The sequence below is a fragment of the Mycetocola sp. JXN-3 genome (assembly GCF_014522285.1).
Classification (GTDB): Bacteria; Actinomycetota; Actinomycetes; order Actinomycetales; family Microbacteriaceae; genus Mycetocola; species Mycetocola saprophilus.
Map to the genome: position 1 here is coordinate 2,543,310 of NZ_CP041635.1, position 18,766 is coordinate 2,562,075.

Here is an 18,766-nt window from a genome sequence, read left to right on the forward strand (position 1 = left end):
ACACACAAAAGCCGGTCACCTCCATGGGAGGTGACCGGCTTTGTGTTGCCGGCGGTGCTGTTACCCGCCGGGCCCGAGGGCGGGCGCGTGCCCGCCGACGATCCGCGCGACTAACCGGCGATCAGCGCATCCGCGGTGGCCCGGGCCCAGCGCTCGGCCTCGGCCAGCGACTCCAGGGTCAGCGCGTCCTCGGCCTCATGCTTTTCCACGACCGCGCGCACGGTGTCGATGATGCCCAGGTAGTCCAGGGCTCCCGCATGGAAGGCCAGAACCGCCTGCTCATTGGCCGCGTTGTACACGGCCGGGTAGCTCAGCCCCGCACGCCCCACGGTCTTTGCCAGCTCGACCGCCGGGAAGGCGGCGTTATCCAGCGGTTCAAACGTCCAGGTCTGGGCGGTGGTCCAATCCAGCGGCGCCCCCACCCCGGCGACCCGGTTCGGCCAGTCCAGGCCGAGCGAGATCGGCAGACGCATGTCCGGCGGGGAGGCCTGGGCGAGGGTCGAGCCGTCGATGAACTCAACCATCGAGTGCACGATCGACTGCGGGTGCACGGCCACGTCGATCCGGTCATAGGGCACACCGAACAGCAGGTGTGCCTCGATGACCTCGAGTCCCTTATTCACCAGGGTCGAGGAGTTGGTGGTGACCATGAGCCCCATATCCCAGGTGGGGTGCGCGAGCGCTTCGGCCGGGGTAACCCCCGCAAGCGACTCGCGGCTGCGCCCGCGGAACGGACCGCCCGATGCGGTGAGCACCAGGCGGCGCACCTCGTGGGCGGCACCGCCGCGCAGGGCCTGGGCGATCGCCGAGTGCTCGGAGTCCACCGGGACGATCTGCCCGGGAGCTGCCAGATCGTTCACCAGGTCTCCCCCGACGATCAGCGACTCCTTATTGGCCAGCGCCAGGGTGCGCCCCGCCCGCAGCGCGGCCAGGGTTGGTCCCAGGCCGATCGAACCGGTGATGCCGTTGAGCACCACGTCGGCTTCGACGTCCCGAATCATCTCCTCGGCGGCGGCGACGCCGAGCCCGGTGTGCTCAACACCGAACTCGGCCGCCTGAGCATCCAGGGTTTCCCGGTCGGTTCCGGCGATCAGACCGACCACCTCGAAGCGTTCCCGATTGGCCCGGATCACGTCCAGGGCCTGGGTGCCGATCGATCCGGTCGACCCGAGAATAATGACCTTACGCACGAACTAGTCCTTTGCGATGTCGATCACAAAGACGATGGTGTCCTTGCCACCGATACCGGCCTGGGCGTTACCGCCGGCACCGTAGCCGTCGGCCGGGGGCAGGATCGCCAGAATCTTGGAGCCCTTGGTCTGGCCGATGATCGCCTTGGAGAACCCGGGCACGTAGCCGTTGGCGGCGATGTCGAGCACCGAGTCGAACTTCTGGAAGGTGGCACCGGTGTTCCAGTTGATGCCGACGGTCTGCAGCTTGGGAGCGTCGGTCTCGGCAATCACCGGACCGTCACCCTTCTCCAGCACCTCGATGGTCAGCTCCTTGGGCGGGTTGGTGTCCGGCAGGGTCACCTTGGGGGCCTCACCGTTGCCGGGGAACTCGACCTTGGGAGCATCCTTGTAGTCACCCTTGAGCTCGCGCGCTTTGGGGGCCTTCTCGTTGGAGATGATGTCGGCCACGATCAGAACCGAGTCGTCCTTACCGATCTTCAGCTGCTCGTTGCCCTGGGCACCAAACAGGTCCTTGGGGGCGGCCAGCACGGCCACGCGCGAGCCGACGGTGTGGCAACCCACGGCGGCGCTGATGCTCTCGATCAACTGCTCGTTGATCTGCACCGAGTTGCTGCCCTGGCCGTTATAGGGGGCCTTGAACGCGAACTCGCCGGTCGTGGCGTTGTAGAGCGAGATGTCGGCGACGGCGGTGTCGTTCGGACGAACCTTCTCGCCCTTACCCTCGACGATCACGCGCGACTGCGAGGTCTCAACCTTGGTTCCCTTGGCAATGTCGATCTTCGGTTCCTTGCCGAAGTTATCGCCGATCTTAGCCGAGTCCAGCTGCTTGCCGGTCGGGAAGGTGAAACACCCCTTTTCGACCTCGGCGGAGTTGTTGGTGCTCGTGCAGCCGACCAGAAGGACGGATACCGCGGCGGCAAGGGCAAGGCTGGAACGAATTTTCACTCGGATAACTTTCTCTGCGATCGACGGGCATGTGAACATGCCACCGCGTACCAGTCTGCCCGACGTTGCTGAGATGTGCACTGCCGATGGACGAAATCCCCAGGTTAACGCCGCGCCGAGAACATAACCCGGCGGGCATGTGGACCCTAGTACCCTCAATCTAATGACCGAGAACACGCCGAACGAGCCGCTTCAGCGCCCGGGTTTTGTCTACCACCTGGGCCGAGCGATCATGTTTCCGCTCGCCAAGATGGTGTACCGGGTCAAGATCGAGGGCACCAAGAACGTTCCGCTGGAGGGGCCCGTGATCATCGCGAGCAACCACCTCTCCTTTATCGACAGCATCGTGATTCCGGTCCTGGCACCGCGGCGGGTTCAGTTCCTGGCCAAGTCCGCGTACTTCGAGGGCACCGGCATCAAGGGCTGGTTCTCCAAGATGTTCTTTACCTCGATCGGAGCCGTCGGCGTGCGCCGCGGTGCCGGACAGGCGGCGCAGGAGGCGCTCGAACAGGGTCGCCAGATCCTCGAGGGTGGCAACGCGTTTGCGATCTATCCCGAGGGCACCCGCTCGCTGGATGGCCGCCTCTACAAGGGTCGCACCGGCGTGGCCTGGCTCGCGCTGACCACCGGGGCGAAGGTGGTTCCGGTGGGTCTGATCGGCACCAATAAGATGATGCCGGTTGGTGCCAAGGTCCCGCGCTTTGCCAAGGTGAAGATCCGCTACGGTGAGCCGATCGATGTCTCGGTTCACGGTCCCGCCAACAGCGGTCGGGCTCGCCGCCTGGCCACCGATGAGATCATGGCCGCGATTCACGCGCTGAGCGAGCAGGAGCTCGCCAACGAGTACAACGAGTCCCCGCCCCACGACATTATCGAGAAGGCCAAGCGCGCCCTGTGGCGCCGCGAACGCCTCTAGTTCCACCGAAAACCCGCGTGCCCCTGGGCACGCGGGTTTTGTGTCTGCGGGTTGCTCGCCGCCGATTTAGGCGTCCCGCTCGGCGGAGGCACCGGCTACCAGGATGGTGGCCTCATGCCGCACCGGGAAGTTCACCGAGTTGGCGATGAAGCACATCCGGTTGGCCTCGGCGTGGGCGGCGTGGGCGGCCTCGACCATGCTCGCGTCGGCGACGGTGACCACCGGGGAGAGAAGGACGTCGGTGAAGGCACCCCCGCCGCGTCTGTCCTCGCGCATGGTGCCACGTGCCTCATCCACGTAGTCGGTCACCACCACACCCGCGGTCACGGCCGCGTGGAGGTAGCTGAGGAGGTGACACTCCGAGAGCGCGGTCAGCAGGTGGTCCTCGGGGTTCCAGCGTGCGGGGTTGCCACGGAACGGACGATCGGAGGATCCCAGCAGGTCGGGTTTCCCGTCAATTCGCACCGTCAGGTCGCGATCGTAGTCTCGGTAACCGGTTGTGCCGGTACCGCGGTTGCCGTCCCAGGTGACCCGGACGAGGTAGTTGTGTTCTCCGATCATGGTGTCATTCTGACATGAGCCCATCATCCCGGGTACGCTGGATCGGTGACTACTTCCGAAGCTGCCTCCCCGATTCGTGCCGAAACCTTTAGCGCCGCGCGCGCCGTCGAGCTGGCGCAGGTGGTGAGAAGCGGCTTTGTCGAGTCCCGTCATGCGGGTTCGGCGATCGTGTTGAATCAGCACGCCGAGGTGGTCCGCTCGATCGGTGATCCCGATGCCCCGATCTTCCCCCGCTCCACGCTCAAGCCGTTCCAGGCGATCGCGATGATGAACGCCGGCGTGGGTCTGCGCTCGGCCGCCGCCGCCCTGGCCACCGCGAGCCATGCGGGTACCCAGCGTCATATCCAGGTGGTGCGCAGCATGATCGCCCAGGCGGGTCTGACCGAGGCTGCCCTGCAGTGCCCGCCCGCCCTGCCGCGCGATAACGCGACCCGCACCGAGCTGCTTCGCGACAATGTCGAGCCCGCCCCGATCTACATGGAGTGCTCGGGCAAGCATGCGGCGATGCTGCTGGCCTGCGCGCAGAACGGCTGGCCGGTGGAGAGCTATCTGGATCCCCAGCACCCGGTTCAGCAGCAGGTGCGGGACGTGATCGAGCGGTTCTGTGGCGAGCGTCCGGTTGCCACCGGCGTGGACGGCTGCGGTGCCCCGGTCTTCGCGATTTCCCTGGCCGCACTCGCGCGCGGATACGCGCGGATTCGCACCTCCTCGGCCTCCTCCCCGTTCGCGCTGTACCGCAACGCGGGCATCCTGGTGGACGCGGTTCTGGCCGATGCCTGGGGCATCGACGGTCCCGGCCGCCCGGACACGATCATCGCCGACCGTCACGGAGCCTTTGCCAAGACCGGTGCCGAGGGCGTCATGGTGGTTTCGGCCCCCGATGGCACCACCGCCGCCGTGAAGATCCTCGACGGCAGCGCCCGGGCCGGTGCCCTGGTGGCCCTGACGCTGCTGGCCGATGCCGGTGCCCTGGACCCCGCGGACGTCGCGGAAACCCTCACCCGCCTTCCGCTGCACCTCTCCGGCGGCGGCGCGGTCGTCGGCGACATCCGGGTCTCCCCGCTGATCGCACGCCCGTAGCGGGGCAGCAGCGGACGCGAGCGCGCCGCCAGCTGGCGGGAGCCCCGCTAGCGGGAAGGCGCACAGCGCTCGCAGGCGGAAGTGCTGCGCTAGCGGGCGCGAGCGCAGCTAGCGGGACGCAGTGCGGTTCATCGCCTTGCGGGCGCGCACCGATGCCGCAGCGACGCTATCGCCTCGGCGCAGGCGCTGCGAGGGACTGCTCGAGCGGCGTTTGCGCCTAGGAGGCGCTGGGGTGGGCCGCTTCGGTGGCCGTGTCGGGCACGGCGGCACCGTCGGCGGCGGCGTGAGCGGTCGCTTCGATGGTTGTCTCCTCGGCAAACGCCTGAGTGGAAACAGCCGAGTGGGCCGCAGGAGCACCAGGGGCTTCCGGGGTACTGGGCGTTTCGGGGGTACCGGGCGTTTCGGGAGTACCGGGCGTTTCGGGAGTACCGGGCGTTTCGGCGGCGATACTCGCGTCGTCGAGGAGCTCGTCAAACACGATGGCCGAGATGTTATCCCGTCCACCGTTGCCGAGGGCGGCGGTGAACATGGCCAGCAGCGCATCGGCGGGGGTCTCTGAGGTCTCCAGGAAGTGCTGGATTCCGTAGTCGGTCAGCTCCTTGGTCAGCCCGTCGGAGCAGACGACCCAGCGTGCCCCGGGTGAGGTGCGTACGGTCACGTAGTCGGGAATCGGGTCCTCGTTGAGGCCCACCGCCCGGGTAATCACGTTGCCGTGCGGGTGGTTTTCGGCTTCGGCGGGGCTGATCGCCCCCGCGGAGAGCAGCTCCTGAACGATCGAGTGGTCGACGGTGATCTGATCCAGACGACCCTCGGCGAGGCGGTAAACCCGCGAGTCGCCGATGTTCAGCACCGACCATTGACTCTCGGCCGCGCCGGCACCGGCATACACCACGCCGGTGATTGTGGTGCCCGTGCCCAGCTCGGACGGGCCAACTGCCTCGGCCATCTGGTGCACCGCACCGCGGAGGGAGTTTTCCAGGTTTTCCCGGCTCACGGTGGCACCGCTGTCCAGGAGGGTCCCAAGGTGATCAACAACCGCCGCGGAGGCAACCTCGCCGGCCTCGTGCCCGCCCATGCCATCGGCGACAACAAACAGAGGGAAGCGGGCGATCAGGGCGTCCTGATTGACCTCGCGCTTTCGGCCGGTATCGGTGGCACTCGCCCATCGGATGATGAGGTCTGCACCCTCGGATCGGGGAACACGGTACGAGCCGCTATGCACGTCAAGCTCGCTCACGTGGATTCCTTTCGGCCAATTGTTCTCGCAACCGGCGACACATTGGCACCGAGTATTGTTTCCTCGTTCGACGAGTCTACCGAGGTTCAACCCCGACGCGCGACTTCGAACCGGCTCAGGGTATGTCAGAAGGTACCGTTTTTGCTGGGAATTGGCCACCGACTCGCCTCAAAGATTACATTACCGATCCGGCGGCGCGTCGGACGGTAGCGACAATCGCCGGACCGCCGGAGTCCCCGGCTCGGCCAGGTAATGACCCCAGTGTGAGCCCGAAACCACCAGTGCATCCCGCACCGGGTACCCGGCGATCTCCGCATAGGTCAGCACCTCCCCCACGAAGTCTCGCCAGGGCAGCGAACTCGAGGCGCGGATGCGACCGATCGAGCGATCGGTATAGACCACGGGCAGAATCGACTCGGCGTGGGGAATGCGACAGAACACCCCGATCATCGCGCGCGCTCGGTTATCGAGGGTCCGCACCCACTCGACATCGGCCGCGGACATCGCCTTCGCCCCCGTGGCTCCGCCCTTCTCCGCGATGCCTCCCGCCGAGGTCTCCCCGTTGGCCCCGCCCCTCGCCGCGAAGCCTCCCGCCGAGGTCTCCCCCTCGGCAACGTCGTTCACCGCATCGCCTCCCGCCGAGGAATCCCCCGCGGCCGCAGCACTCGCCGCGGGAACTTCCGCCGAGAGTTTCCCTGCGGCAGAATCGCTCACCGTGGTGTCTCCTGGCCCCGGCGGGGCACCCAGCACCGAGGCATCGTAGTGCGGGGCCGGTTCGGCCGAGAGCAGCCCAAACGCCGCCTCGTACAGATCGGTCTGCCCCGCGCGGCGTGGCAGATCAAAGCGCAGGAGCCCGCAGGTGTGGTCGGCGTTAAACGCGACCAGCAGGATGCAGCGGCGCGGAGCAAACCCCAGCAGTCGGGGAAGAACGCGCAGGAAGGCGTCGGGTGTGTGGGCGTGGAATGGTTTCATGCCCCAAGCCTCACCCGCTCCGGTGCCCGGTACGCCACCCGGAAACCGCTCTGTGGATAACTCACGAACACGTTGCATCTGTGGAAAACGCCCGCGTCTCCCCCATGGGAGACGCGGGCGTCACGGCGCATCCGCGACATCCGGGACGGTGTGGTCCAGGCCATCGCGGACGAATCCGCCCGAGGCGTCTAGGCGGCGGTAAAGGCCGCCACGTAGGCATCCACCTCGGCCAGGTAGGCGTCGCGGCGGAACGGGGTCAGCCAGGAGGCCTCAAACGAGTTCCGGGCGAGCTGGGCGAGCTCCTCGATGCCCAGGTCGGCCTTCTCGGCCAGAGCCACGTAGTTATCGGCCACGTAACCACCGAAGTAGGCGGGGTCGTCGCTGTTGATCGTGACCTTGAGGCCGCGACGCAGCAGCGCAACAATCTCATCGGATTTCATCTGGTCGGTCACAAACGAGTTGGAGATCGGGCAGGTGGTGAAACCCAGCCCGCGGGCCTTGGCCGCCTCGACCAGGGCGTCGTTCTCGACGATGTTGGTGCCGTGGTCGATCCGGTCCACCTGGATGTCCTCGATAACCTGGCGGATGTTCTCGATCGACCCCTCCTGGTCGATATCGCAGTGCATCGTCAGCAGGAATCCCTCGGCCTTCGCGCGCGCAAAGACGGCGGCGAACTTTGCCGGCGGGTTGCCACGCTCATCGGAGTCGAGGCCGAGGCCCAGGATCCAGTCCTTATAGGGCAGCGCCTCCATCAGCGTGGCCATCGCGAACTCGGCGGAGAAGTCACGCAGGATGCAGAGGATCAGCTCACCCTGGATGCCAAAGTCGGCGCGCGCCTCGATGATCGCCTGACGGTAACCACCGATGACGTGCGAGAACGGGACACCCCGCGAGGTGTGAGCCTGCGGGTCAAAGAACATCTCGGCGTGCCGGGTCCCCTGGCTCGCGGCCTTCTTCAGGTAGGCATAGGCGAGGTCCCGGAAGTCCTGGGCGGTCTGCAGCACACCCATGGCCGGGTAGTAGACCTGCAGGAAGCTGGTGAGGTCGTGGAAGTTATAGGTCGCGCGGACCTCCTCCACCGTCTTCTCGGCCAGCTCGATGCCGTTGCGGGCGGCGAGGGCGAACTTCAGTTCGGGTTCGAGGGTGCCCTCGAGGTGGAGGTGCAGTTCGGCCTTGGGTAGGCCGTGGGCGAAGGCGACAAGATCGGTCATGTAGCGGGCTCCTGGGTATGAGATGTGCGTGGGGGTTCCGGGACGCAACTAGCTCGGCATCCCGGACGCAGCCTCCAGTCTATTCCCCGGTAAATACCCGGGACGCGGCCCCTGCACGTCCTACCGCAGCTCCTCGAAGCGAATCTCACCGTCGACAATCGATGCTGTGAAGCCCTGCTCGGTCGCCCATTCGACAAACTGCGCGGCGTTGCGACAGCCAGGACGGGTGGCCAGCAGCCGGGCGACCAGCAAGCCCTTGGTCTTCTTATTAAAGTGGTTGAGGGCGTTGCCCGGCGTGCTCTGCCCGGGCGCGGGGGCGGCGACCACACGCAGATACGCGTGGTTGCCGGTGGGGGCCAGCGGCGAGAGCGCCGCATAGGCCTCCGAGCGCAGGTCCAGCACAAAACCGCGCAGGGAGGCCAGGGCCGAAGCGCCGGCTGCGGACCAGCGCTTCTTGAGCGTGGTCGGCGGCACCTTCCCGGTGGCCGAAAGTCGATAGTTGGGCAGCGGGTCCATCGCGCCCACCGGCCCAAACGGGGCCGACTGAATCAGAATGTGGGCGGCCGCCCAGGTGCGCTCGGCACGCGAGAGCGAGGGGGCTTCGATGGGGTCAAACAGCACCCCGGTGTAGCGCTCCAGCGCGGGCAGGCGCGGGGCGGATTCCAGCGCGGTGTTCAGCGCCACCTCCCCCGCCAACCGGGCACCGAGCTTGAGAGCCGCGGCGGCGGCCACCGGATCGGCGCACAGCAGCTCCAGATCGGCCACCAGTTCCTGGCGGACGATCCCCAGTTCGGGAAAACGCAGCCCCGAGTAGAGGTCGTCGTTAAACGACACCGCCCCCGGTTCATCCTGCCGCTTGGTCTCCGAAGGAGGCAGCAGAATAAACACGGGGGCGGGTCGTAGGGGTGAAGCGGGCGAACTAGCCGACGAGCGAGGCAGCGCCGGCGACGATGCTCACGGAGTTGTGCTCAACCGAGAGGAATCCACCGTCCGCCTGAGCAACGATCTTCTCGCCGTTTTCGAGGGTGATCCGAACCTCACCGTTGGCCAGGATGGCCAGCAGCGGCTCGTGACCGGCAAGAATACCGATCTGACCCTCGACGGTACGAGCAACGACCTGCTTCGCTTCGCCTGTCCACACCTCGTGGGAAGCCGAAACAACACTGACGGAAAGAACGGCCATGATTAGGCGTTGTCCTTCTGGATCTGAGCCCACTTGGCCTCAACGTCGGAGATACCACCGACGTTGAAGAAGGCCTGCTCGGCGACGTGGTCGAACTCACCCTTGGCGATGGCATCGAAGGACTCGATGGTCTCGCGCAGGGGGACGGTCGAACCCTCAACACCGGTGAACTTCTTCGCCATGTAGGTGTTCTGCGACAGGAACTGCTCGATACGACGTGCGCGCGACACGGTGATCTTGTCTTCCTCGGAGAGCTCGTCAACACCGAGGATCGCGATGATCTCCTGGAGTTCCTTGTTCTTCTGCAGGATCGACTTGACCGTGGTGGCCACGCGGTAGTGGTCCTCACCTAAGTAACGCGGGTCCATGATCCGCGAGGTCGAGGTCAGCGGGTCGATGGCCGGGTAGAGGCCCTTCGACGCGATTTCACGCGACAGCTCGGTGGTGGCGTCCAGGTGGGCGAAGGTGGTCGCCGGAGCCGGGTCGGTGTAGTCATCGGCCGGCACGTAGATCGCCTGCAGCGAGGTGATCGAGTGACCACGGGTCGAGGTGATGCGCTCCTGCAGGAGGCCCATCTCGTCCGCGAGGTTCGGCTGGTAACCCACGGCCGAAGGCATACGGCCCAGCAGGGTCGACACCTCCGAACCCGCCTGGGTGAATCGGAAGATGTTGTCGATGAAGAGCAGCACGTCCTGCTTCTGAACATCGCGGAAGTACTCCGCCATGGTCAGGGCCGACAGTGCCACGCGGAGACGGGTCCCCGGCGGCTCATCCATCTGGCCGAACACAAGCGCGGTCTTGTCGAACACGCCCGCTTCTTCCATCTCGTGGATCAGGTCGTTACCCTCACGGGTACGCTCACCCACACCGGCGAAGACCGACACACCACCGTGATCCTGCGCAACACGCTGGATCATCTCCTGGATCAGAACGGTCTTACCCACACCGGCACCACCGAACAGACCAATCTTTCCACCCTGTACGTAGGGGGTCAGCAGGTCGATCGACTTGATACCGGTCTCGAACAGCTGAGTCTTGGACTCGAGCTGGTCGAAGGGCGGCGGGGTGCGGTGGATGGGCCAGCGCTCGGAAACCTCGATGGCGTCACCGTTCAGGACCTCGCCCAGTACGTTGAATACCTTACCCTTGGTGACATCACCAACGGGTACGGAGATCGGCAGACCGGTGTCGATAACCTCCTGGCCGCGGACGATACCGTCGGTCGGCTTCAGGGCGATGGCGCGAACCAGGTCGTCGCCCAGGTGCTGGGCAACCTCGAGGGTCAGGGTGGTGGTCTCGTCACCGATCGTGATTTCGGTCTTCAGCGCGTTGTAGATCCCGGGGATCGCATCGTGCGGAAACTCGATGTCAACGACCGGGCCGGTGACGCGAGCGACACGACCGACAACGGCGGTCTGCTCGGTCGCCGTGGCATCGGCGGTGGTTGTCATAGCTTTCTTCTCTCTCGTTCTCGAAAAACTTCTAGGAGGACGCCAGGGCGTCTGCTCCACCGACGATTTCGGAGATCTGCTGGGTGATCTCCGCCTGACGTGCGTTGTTACGCAGTCGGGTGTAGTCGGTAATGAGCTTGTCGGCGTTATCGGAGGCGGACTTCATGGCCTTCTGGGTGGCGGCGTGCTTTGCGGCAGCCGACTGCAGGAGAGCGTTGAAGATCCGGCTCTCGATGTATACCGGGAGCAGGGCGTCCAGAACCGTCTCGGCGTCGGGCTCGAACTCGTACAGCGGGAGAACCTCGGACTTGTCCGGAGCCTCCACACCCTCAACAACCTCGAGCGGCAGCAGGCGCAGAACCTGAGGGGTCTGCGTCATCATGCTCACGAAGCGGTTGAAGACGAGGTGGATCTCGTCCACGCCACCGTCTGCCTCATCCTTCAGGAAGGAATCCAGCAGGGCCTCACCGATCTCCTTCGCCGCGGCGAAGGTCGGGTTCTCGGCCTCGCCAACCCACTGACCGGCGAGCGGCTGCTTGCGGAAGGTGAAGTTCGCAACGGCCTTACGTCCGTAAGCGAAGTGAATCACCTCTTTGCCCTCAGCGCGAAGCTCTTCGGTCAGGTCGTTGGCCTCCCGCAGAATCTGCGAGTTGAAGGCACCCGCGAGACCGCGGTCCGAGGTGAATACAACCACCGCGGCACGCTTGATCTCGGCCGGCTCCGTGGTGAGAACGTGCTCCACGTTGGAGTACGTTGCCACCGCGGAAACCGCACGGGTGATGGCCCGCGAGTACGGCCCGGAAGCCGCCACGCGCGCCTGCGCCTTCTGAATACGGGACGCGGCGATCAGCTCCATCGCCTTGGTGATCTTCTTGGTCGTCTGCGCGGACTTAATCTTCTGCGTGTAGACCCGGAGCTGTGCACCCATGGGTTAGCGACGTCCCTTGACGATCTTTTCCTGGTCGTTTTCGGCTTCGACTACCTCTGCGTCCTGCTCACCCTTGGCGATGAACTCCTTGGAGAAGGCGTCAACGGCGGCCGAGAGTGCGTCGCGAGTGTCGTCGTCGAGCACGTTGGTCTCGCGGAGGGTCTTCAGAACCTCGGTGTTGCGAGCCAGGTAGTCGTGCAGCTCCTTCTCGAAGCGCAGAACGTCCTCCACCGGAACGGTGTCAAACTTGCCGTTGGTACCGGCCCAGATCGAAACGACCTGGTTCTCGACCGGCATCGGCGAGTACTGCGGCTGCTTGAGCAGCTCGGTCAGGCGTGCACCACGGGCCAGCTGACGACGGCTAGCGGCGTCCAGGTCCGAAGCGAACATTGCGAAGGCTTCCAGCGAACGGTACTGAGCCAGCTCGAGCTTGAGGGTACCGGAGACCTTCTTGATCGACTTGACCTGAGCGTCACCACCCACACGGGACACGGAGATACCCACGTCCACTGCCGGGCGCTGGTTCGCGTTGAACAGGTCCGACTGGAGGAAGATCTGACCGTCGGTGATCGAGATCACGTTGGTCGGGATGTATGCGGAGACGTCGTTTGCCTTGGTCTCGATGATCGGCAGACCGGTCATCGAACCGGCACCCAGCTCGTCGGAGAGCTTGGCGCAACGCTCAAGCAGACGGGAGTGCAGGTAGAAGACGTCACCCGGGTAAGCCTCACGCCCCGGCGGACGACGCAGCAGCAGCGACACGGCACGGTAGGCCTCGGCCTGCTTGGAGAGGTCATCGAACACGATGAGAACGTGCTTGCCGTCGTACATCCAGTGCTGACCAATGGCCGAACCGGTGTACGGAGCGAGGTACTTGAAACCTGCGGGGTCGGATGCGGGGGACGCCACGATGGTGGTGTACTCCAGCGCGCCGGCCTCTTCCAGGGCACCCTTCACCGAGGCGATGGTGGAGCCCTTCTGGCCGATTGCTACGTAGATGCAGCGAACCTGCTTCGAGGGGTCACCGGTTGCCCAGTTGTCCTTCTGGTTGATGATGGTGTCGATCGCGATTGCGGTCTTACCGGTCTGACGGTCACCAATGATCAGCTGACGCTGACCGCGACCGACGGGGATCATGGCGTCAATAGCCTTGATACCGGTCATCATGGGCTCGTGCACGCTCTTACGCTGCATCACGCCGGGAGCCTGGAGCTCGAGGGCGCGGACACCGTCGGTAGCGATCTCGCCGAGACCGTCGATGGGGTTACCCAGCGGGTCAACAACGCGACCCAGGTAGCCGTCACCAACCGGAACGGAGAGAACCTCACCGGTGCGAGTGACCTCGAGGCCCTCGACGATGCCGCCGAACTCACCGAGAACAACAACACCAATCTCGTTTTCGTCGAGGTTCTGGGCGAGACCAAGCGTGCCATCCGCGAAACGGATGAGCTCGTTAGCCATTACGCCCGGGAGGCCCTCAACGTGAGCGATGCCGTCCGCGGCGTCAACCACGTGGCCCACCTCGGTCTTGGAGGCCGAGCCGGGCTCGTATGCCGATACGAAGTCCTTGAGAGCATCACGGATCTCGTCGGGGCTGATCGTAAGTTCTGCCATCTTCTTCCCTATCTGTGCGGAGACGATAAGGTCTCCTGCGAATTTGTCTGGCTGTGCTAGCCAGCAAGCTGAAGTCGGAGTTCCGACAGACGCGTCGAAACGCTTCCGTCGAACACGTCGTCGCCGATCTGAACCCGAAGGCCACCAATGATGGTCGGGTCGATGATCTTGTTCACCCGAAGGCTGCGACCATACTGTGCGCTGAGGCTGGCGGAGAGCCGCTCAACCTGGGCGTCACTCAGCGGAACGGCGCTGGTCACGGTGGCGATGGCGAAGCCCTGTTGATCGGCGACCGTAGCGGCCGCGGTACGCAGCAGCTCACGGATCCGACGACCACGGGGCTGAGCCACAAGGTGCTCCACGATGGCCACGGTCTGCGGGAGAGCCTTGCCCTCAAGCAGCTTGGTGACCACGGCGGCCTTGTCCTTTGCCGTACCCAGCTTGGAGCCGAGTGCGAGTTCCAGCTCGGCGTCCGAGGCCACGACCTGACCGAACTCGAAGAGTTCGCTCGTGATCGGGGCCTCGGCACCGGCCGAAACGGCGGCGGCACGGAGCCCGAGGTCTTCGATGCCCTCGAGCAGGTCCACCGAGGTGGACCAGCGCTGCGACACGACGGAGTTCACCAGACCGAGGGTCGTGGCGCTCACCGCCTTCGCGAAGATACGCTCCGTAGCCGCTACCTTGACCGCGGCTTCGGCAGCCGGGTCCGCGAGCAGCGCGCGCAGCTGGGCACTGGAATCAATTGCACGACCCACAGCGAACAGCTCGGTGGCCGTGTTCTGGTCCACCGCGCCGGTCGACTGCAGTGCCTGCGTTCCTGCGGCGAGTGCTTCTCTGGTTGCGCTACCCATTGTGTTAGTTCTTTCCTACGGTCGAGGCCGGAGCGGCCTCGAGGTCGGCGAGGAAGCGGTCGACCAGGCCTGCGGCCTTCTTGTCGTCGCTCAGGCTCTCCCCGATCACGTTGCCAGCCAGGTCCAGGGCCAGGGTTCCCACCTCGGTGCGCAGCGAAACCAGGGCGCTCTGACGCTCTGCCTCGATCTGTGCGTTGGCGGTAGCGGTGATCCGCGACGCCTCGGTGGTTGCCAGGTCACGAGCCTCAGCCACGATCTGCTTGCCATCCTCACGGGCGGCTTCGCGGATTTCTCCAGCCTCCACACGAGCCTCGGCCAGCTGAGCCGTGTACTTCTCCAGTGCTGCCTCGGCCTCACGCTGGGCCTCGTCGGCCTTAGCGATGTTGCCCTCGATAGCAGCCGAACGCTCATCGAGCATCGCCTGCATCTTGGGGAGGAAGACCTTCCAGAACGCAATCAGGATGATGATGAAGCAGACGGACGACCAGAGGATGTCGTACGGGGCAGGAAGCATCGGGTTAGGCGTGGCCTCACCCGAAGCTAAAACTGCTGCATGAAGCATGATGCCTCCTTATTGTCTGCGAGGGGGTGATTAACCCTGGAAGATGAAGTAGGTTGCGATACCGATGAAGGCCAGGGCCTCGGTAAAGGCGATACCAATCCACATCAGAACCTGGAGCTTCGACTGCAGCTCGGGCTGACGTGCGACACCCTCGATGGTCTTACCAACGACGATACCCACACCGATGGCCGGGCCGATAGCAGCGAGACCGTAACCAACGGTTCCGATGTTTCCAGAGATGTCAGCGAGAACGGTAGTTGCGTCCACGAGTGTTTCCTTCCGTGATGGTGAGCAGGCGTTTGCCGTACTCGGTTAGTGTTCGTCCGCTACTGCCAGCTGAATGTAGACAGCAGTCAGCAGCGTGAAGACGTAAGCCTGGAGCACTGCAACCAGGATTTCGAACAGGGTGAAAGCAAAGCCGAATGCCAGGCTTCCGATGCCGAGCAGCGGCCAGAGGCCACCCGCAGCAAAAATGAAGAACTGCGTGGCTGCAAAGAACAGCACCAGCAGAAGGTGACCAACGACCATGTTCATCATCAGTCGAAGGGTCAGGGTGACCGGTCGAATAACGAAGGTCGAGACGAGCTCGATCGGGGTCACAATGATGTAGACCGGCCACGGAACCCCGGCGGGGAACAGCGAGTTCTTGAAGAACTTCTTCGGGCTCTTCTTGATACCGGCATAGATGAAGGTGATGTAAGACACCAGGGCAAGAACCAACGGGACACCGATGACCGAAGTACCGGCGATGTTGAGGAACGGAATGACTCCCGTGATGTTCAGGAACAGAACCATAAAGAAGATGGTTGTGAGGATCGGCAGGAAGCGCTTGGCATCCTTTTTGCCGAGGAGGTCCTCGCCAATGTTGACTCGAACGAGGTCGAGTCCCATCTCGATCAGGCTCTGGAAGCGACCCGGGACGACTCGCATCCGGCGGGTGCCGATCCAGAACAAAATAAGAAGAGCGGCGACAGCGATGAAACGCACCATCATGATGCGGTTGATCGCGAACAGAGATCCGTCAAAGAGGAAAACCTCTGGGAAGAACTCCATGATGGACGGCGCGTGGAAACCGTCTTCGTTTCCGGTCGGGACCAGCAGGTGCACAGCGTTTACTATCAGCGCTATCTCCTGTTTCGGGCGGGGAGCTCAGCTCTCGCGACGACGAATGTTTGGACGCCCCACCCGGGCACACAGAAAAACTACACACTTCAGGCGGGGAACTTCAGTTAGCCTATCAAATTTTTGCCCCCCATTACGCCCGCAAGCTTGTTAAATCCACCGAATTTCTTGCAGATACGGTGTGGAAAACCACAATCGGCGAGGCGCAGGTGTAAAAGGGGCCCGGCGGCACGCCGATTTCCCCTCGATTTGGCGTGGCATCGCCTCGTCTTAAAGCACACGGGCCGCGGTATCCCGCGGCCCGGCTCGAAACGTTATCGGTGCCTACACCCGATGGCTGAGGCACGTGTGTGTGGGCACTCAGGAAGCGGGTGCATCATCCGGGTCGACGTACTTGGGCAGCTCGATGTCGCTGACCGCGGGCAGGCGGCCCTTGGCCACTGCGACGCAGTCCACCACCAGGGTCCCGATGACCCCGACGATCAGGCACAGCAGCAGCACCGTCTTGTTGATCCAGTCGGCACCCGAGAGGTTCCAGGCGAGGATCAGGAACAGCACAAACTTGACGATCCAGCCGCCCATCACCACGCCGAAGAAGATCGGCACGTAGAGGTCGGACTTGGAGTAGCGGTTGGCGATCAGGATCGAGGCCACGGTGATGCCCAGGAACACGGCGGCCATGGCGGTGCCGATCAGCGCCGAAATTACGCCGCGGGAGCCGTCGACCAGCCCGCCGATGACGCCGCCGACGATGGCGATGGCCAGCGCAAGCAGCCCACCCCAGATCAGGCTCTTTTTGAAGATCGGGTTGGCATTCATGCGTGGGGATCCTTTGCTGCGGGGGTCTCGGGGTGTTCGGGGAGGGACGCGCCCTGGGGCGCATGGTTATCGTCCAGGTGCTTGGGACGACGGAAGGGTTCGGGGGCGATCGGCACGCCGGCCTCGCGGGCCTCGCGCACCTCGACGCTGCGATCGCGCCAGCGGTTCAGGCGCGGGGCGAAGGTCCACAGGGTGCAGGCGATCACGCCCACGGCGAGGAAGGTCAGCGCGATCCAGCTCGGCGAGATCACAAAGGCAATCAGGCACGAGGCGGAGATGACCGCGGTCCACGCGTAGAACACCAGCACGGCCTGGAGGTGGCTGTGACCCATGTCCAGCAGGCGGTGATGGAGGTGCTTGCGGTCGGCGGTAAACGGCGAGGTTCCCGCCGCCGTGCGCCTAAAGACCGCCAGGAAGAAGTCCAGCAGCGGCACCACCAGGATCGCCACCGGCAGGATGATCGGGATAAACGCACCGATCAGCTGGCTGCGCCCAAACAGCGCGGTGTCCTGGCCGACGCCGAGCGCCGAGGGGTCGATCTGCCCGGTGATCGCCACGGCCGAGGTGGCCATCAGCAGACCCAGCAGCAGCGCCCCGGCATCGCCCATGAACATCTTGGCCGGATGCCAGTTCATCGGCAGGAAGCCCGCGCAGATGCCGACCAGAATCGCCGAGAGCAGCAGCGGCAGGTTGAAGAACGAGGTCTGACCCATCGAGCGCACCAGCAGGTAGCCGTAGATCAGGAACGCGCCGTTGGCGATCAGGCCCACGCCGGCCACCAGACCGTCGAGACCGTCGATGAAGTTCACCGCGTTCATGATCAGGACCAGGGTAAACGTGGTCAGCACAAACGATGCCTGGCTGGATCCCACGGTCAGTCCGCCGATGGGCAGCGAGTAGAACTGGACCCCGCTGAACGCGATGATCCCGGCCGCCACAAACTGGGCGGCGAGCTTGATCATCCAGTCCAGGTCGATCAGGTCGTCCAGGACGCCGATGATCACGATCAGTCCGGCCGCCCCCAGGACCGCCCAGAGCTGGCCGGGTGCATCGGCAAAGGTCTGGGCGAGGAAGGGGTTCGTGGATGCGTAGATAAACGCCACAATCACGCCCAGGAACATCGCCACCCCACCCAGGCGCGGGGTGGGTCGGGTGTGAACGTCTCGCTCGCGGATCTCCGGATACAGCTTGTATTTCAAAGCCACCCGATAGACCACCCGGGACAACAGCCAGGTGACCACCGCGGTGATCGCCGCAACGAGAACGTACTGGATCATCCGCCGGCACCGGCTTCGGGTTCGGTGGGCTCGGACACGGAGCCCTCCTCGACGGAGGGAGCTGCCGCGGCGGAAGCAGGGCTTGCGGCGTCGGCGGCGGGGGTCGTGAGCGCGCTGGCGGCAGCTTCGGACGCTGCGGCCTCGGTCTGCGCGGCCTCGTCATCCTCGGCCAGCAGGTCGCCCAGGATGCTACGCAGCTGCTCGCGGCTGACGGCACCGTCACGCAGGACGTGTACCTTGCCGCCGGGACCCGACAGGCGTGAGGCATCGATGATGGTCGACGCGGTCTGTCCCACCGGGCCGCCATCGAGGTAAATGTGCACCGAGGTGCCCAGCATCAGCTCGGCATCGGCGGCGCTGGTCGCCGAGGGCAGGCCGGTCAGGTTCGCCGATGACACCGCGAGCGGGCCGGTCTCGCGCAGCAGCGCCAGGGCGATCGGGTTATCGGGCATGCGCACGGCGACGGTTCCATGGGTGTCCCCCAGGTCCCAAGCCAGGGACGGCTGCGCGTTCAACACGATCGTGAGTCCGCCGGGCCAGAAGGCGGCGACCAGCTCGGTCACGATCTCCGGCACGCTCTCGGCCAGCGCATGCAGCGTTCCCACATCCGCCACCAGCACGGGCGGCGGCTGCTGACGACCCCGGCCCTTGGCGGCGAGGAGCGCACGCACGGCGGCGGGGGAAAAGGCATCGGCGGCAACACCGTAGACGGTGTCGGTGGGGATAACCACAAGCTCTCCCCGGCCGAGGGAGGATGCGGCAAGCTTCAGGCCGGTATCGAGTTGAGCGCTCTGGGCGCAGTCATAAATGCGGGACATTATGAACAGATTCTATCCCGGGAGAC

At 64.8% G+C, this 18,766-nt stretch carries 20 protein-coding genes; 2 read left to right on the plus strand and 18 right to left on the minus strand.

The window, feature by feature from the left end; translation table 11 throughout:
• Window positions 1–110 precede the first annotated feature (110 nt).
• Window positions 111–1,190 carry a 1-deoxy-D-xylulose-5-phosphate reductoisomerase gene (gene dxr / locus C7C57_RS11545; RefSeq protein ID WP_187976542.1) on the minus strand — a complete coding sequence of 360 codons (1,080 nt, stop codon included), beginning with the start codon at window positions 1,188–1,190 and terminating at the stop codon, window positions 111–113.
• Between the two features lie 3 nt (window positions 1,191–1,193).
• Window positions 1,194–2,138: an FKBP-type peptidyl-prolyl cis-trans isomerase gene (locus C7C57_RS11550; protein ID WP_030142903.1), complete on the minus strand. Its 945-nt coding sequence runs from the start codon at window positions 2,136–2,138 to the stop codon at window positions 1,194–1,196.
• A 163-nt stretch (window positions 2,139–2,301) separates the two neighbouring features.
• Between C7C57_RS11550 and C7C57_RS11555 the strand changes: the two genes are divergently transcribed.
• The gene (locus C7C57_RS11555; RefSeq protein ID WP_030142902.1) at window positions 2,302–3,054 is read left to right on the plus strand and encodes a 1-acyl-sn-glycerol-3-phosphate acyltransferase; all 753 of its coding nucleotides are present in this window, start codon (window positions 2,302–2,304) and stop codon (window positions 3,052–3,054) included.
• A gap of 66 nt (window positions 3,055–3,120) precedes the next feature.
• On the opposite strand, the gene C7C57_RS11560 is transcribed toward C7C57_RS11555, so the two are convergent.
• Window positions 3,121–3,615, minus strand: coding sequence for an OsmC family protein (locus C7C57_RS11560; RefSeq protein WP_187976543.1), 495 nt, complete (start codon window positions 3,613–3,615; stop codon window positions 3,121–3,123).
• A 45-nt stretch (window positions 3,616–3,660) separates the two neighbouring features.
• Here C7C57_RS11560 and C7C57_RS11565 point away from each other — a divergent pair, with 45 nt between their 5' ends.
• The gene (locus C7C57_RS11565; RefSeq protein ID WP_043321252.1) at window positions 3,661–4,695 is read left to right on the plus strand and encodes an asparaginase; all 1,035 of its coding nucleotides are present in this window, start codon (window positions 3,661–3,663) and stop codon (window positions 4,693–4,695) included.
• Between the two features lie 217 nt (window positions 4,696–4,912).
• Here C7C57_RS11565 and C7C57_RS11570 read toward each other — a convergent pair whose 3' ends face one another.
• From C7C57_RS11570 to C7C57_RS11640, 15 genes are all read right to left on the minus strand, one after another.
• Window positions 4,913–5,932, minus strand: coding sequence for a PP2C family serine/threonine-protein phosphatase (locus tag C7C57_RS11570; protein ID WP_187976544.1), 1,020 nt, complete (start codon window positions 5,930–5,932; stop codon window positions 4,913–4,915).
• 180 nt (window positions 5,933–6,112) lie between these two features.
• Window positions 6,113–6,904, minus strand: coding sequence for a DUF4192 family protein (locus C7C57_RS11575; RefSeq protein WP_187976545.1), 792 nt, complete (start codon window positions 6,902–6,904; stop codon window positions 6,113–6,115).
• 188 nt (window positions 6,905–7,092) lie between these two features.
• The gene (add, locus tag C7C57_RS11580) at window positions 7,093–8,115 is read right to left on the minus strand and encodes an adenosine deaminase (protein ID WP_187976546.1); all 1,023 of its coding nucleotides are present in this window, start codon (window positions 8,113–8,115) and stop codon (window positions 7,093–7,095) included.
• 120 nt (window positions 8,116–8,235) lie between these two features.
• Window positions 8,236–9,003 (minus strand): peroxide stress protein YaaA, encoded by a 768-nt coding sequence (gene yaaA, locus C7C57_RS11585; RefSeq protein WP_187976547.1) that lies wholly within the window; start codon window positions 9,001–9,003, stop codon window positions 8,236–8,238.
• A 31-nt stretch (window positions 9,004–9,034) separates the two neighbouring features.
• Window positions 9,035–9,298: a F0F1 ATP synthase subunit epsilon gene (locus C7C57_RS11590; RefSeq protein ID WP_030142895.1), complete on the minus strand. Its 264-nt coding sequence runs from the start codon at window positions 9,296–9,298 to the stop codon at window positions 9,035–9,037.
• Window positions 9,299–9,300: 2 nt separating this feature from the next.
• Window positions 9,301–10,749, minus strand: coding sequence for a F0F1 ATP synthase subunit beta (gene atpD / locus C7C57_RS11595; protein ID WP_030142894.1), 1,449 nt, complete (start codon window positions 10,747–10,749; stop codon window positions 9,301–9,303).
• A 31-nt stretch (window positions 10,750–10,780) separates the two neighbouring features.
• Window positions 10,781–11,677: a F0F1 ATP synthase subunit gamma gene (locus tag C7C57_RS11600; protein WP_030142893.1), complete on the minus strand. Its 897-nt coding sequence runs from the start codon at window positions 11,675–11,677 to the stop codon at window positions 10,781–10,783.
• A 3-nt stretch (window positions 11,678–11,680) separates the two neighbouring features.
• Window positions 11,681–13,291: a F0F1 ATP synthase subunit alpha gene (atpA, locus tag C7C57_RS11605; protein ID WP_187976548.1), complete on the minus strand. Its 1,611-nt coding sequence runs from the start codon at window positions 13,289–13,291 to the stop codon at window positions 11,681–11,683.
• 56 nt (window positions 13,292–13,347) lie between these two features.
• Complete coding sequence (locus tag C7C57_RS11610; RefSeq protein WP_030142891.1) at window positions 13,348–14,142, minus strand: F0F1 ATP synthase subunit delta; 795 nt, start codon at window positions 14,140–14,142, stop codon at window positions 13,348–13,350.
• Window positions 14,143–14,146: 4 nt separating this feature from the next.
• Window positions 14,147–14,704, minus strand: coding sequence for a F0F1 ATP synthase subunit B (locus tag C7C57_RS11615; RefSeq protein ID WP_030142890.1), 558 nt, complete (start codon window positions 14,702–14,704; stop codon window positions 14,147–14,149).
• Window positions 14,705–14,734: 30 nt separating this feature from the next.
• Window positions 14,735–14,971: an ATP synthase F0 subunit C gene (gene atpE, locus C7C57_RS11620; protein WP_030142889.1), complete on the minus strand. Its 237-nt coding sequence runs from the start codon at window positions 14,969–14,971 to the stop codon at window positions 14,735–14,737.
• Between the two features lie 45 nt (window positions 14,972–15,016).
• Entirely contained in the window at window positions 15,017–15,757 is a 741-nt protein-coding gene (gene atpB / locus C7C57_RS11625) for a F0F1 ATP synthase subunit A (protein ID WP_187978363.1), read from the minus strand.
• A 429-nt stretch (window positions 15,758–16,186) separates the two neighbouring features.
• A complete protein-coding gene (locus C7C57_RS11630) occupies window positions 16,187–16,645 on the minus strand; it encodes a hypothetical protein (RefSeq protein WP_030142887.1) in 459 nt (152 codons plus the stop codon).
• On the minus strand, window positions 16,642–17,922 hold the full coding sequence (locus C7C57_RS11635; RefSeq protein WP_187976549.1) for an MraY family glycosyltransferase: 1,281 nt from the start codon (window positions 17,920–17,922) through the stop codon (window positions 16,642–16,644). The genes C7C57_RS11630 and C7C57_RS11635 overlap by 4 nt, the downstream gene beginning before the upstream one ends.
• A complete protein-coding gene (locus C7C57_RS11640) occupies window positions 17,919–18,740 on the minus strand; it encodes an L-threonylcarbamoyladenylate synthase (protein ID WP_187976550.1) in 822 nt (273 codons plus the stop codon). The genes C7C57_RS11635 and C7C57_RS11640 overlap by 4 nt, the downstream gene beginning before the upstream one ends.
• Window positions 18,741–18,766 lie beyond the last annotated feature (26 nt).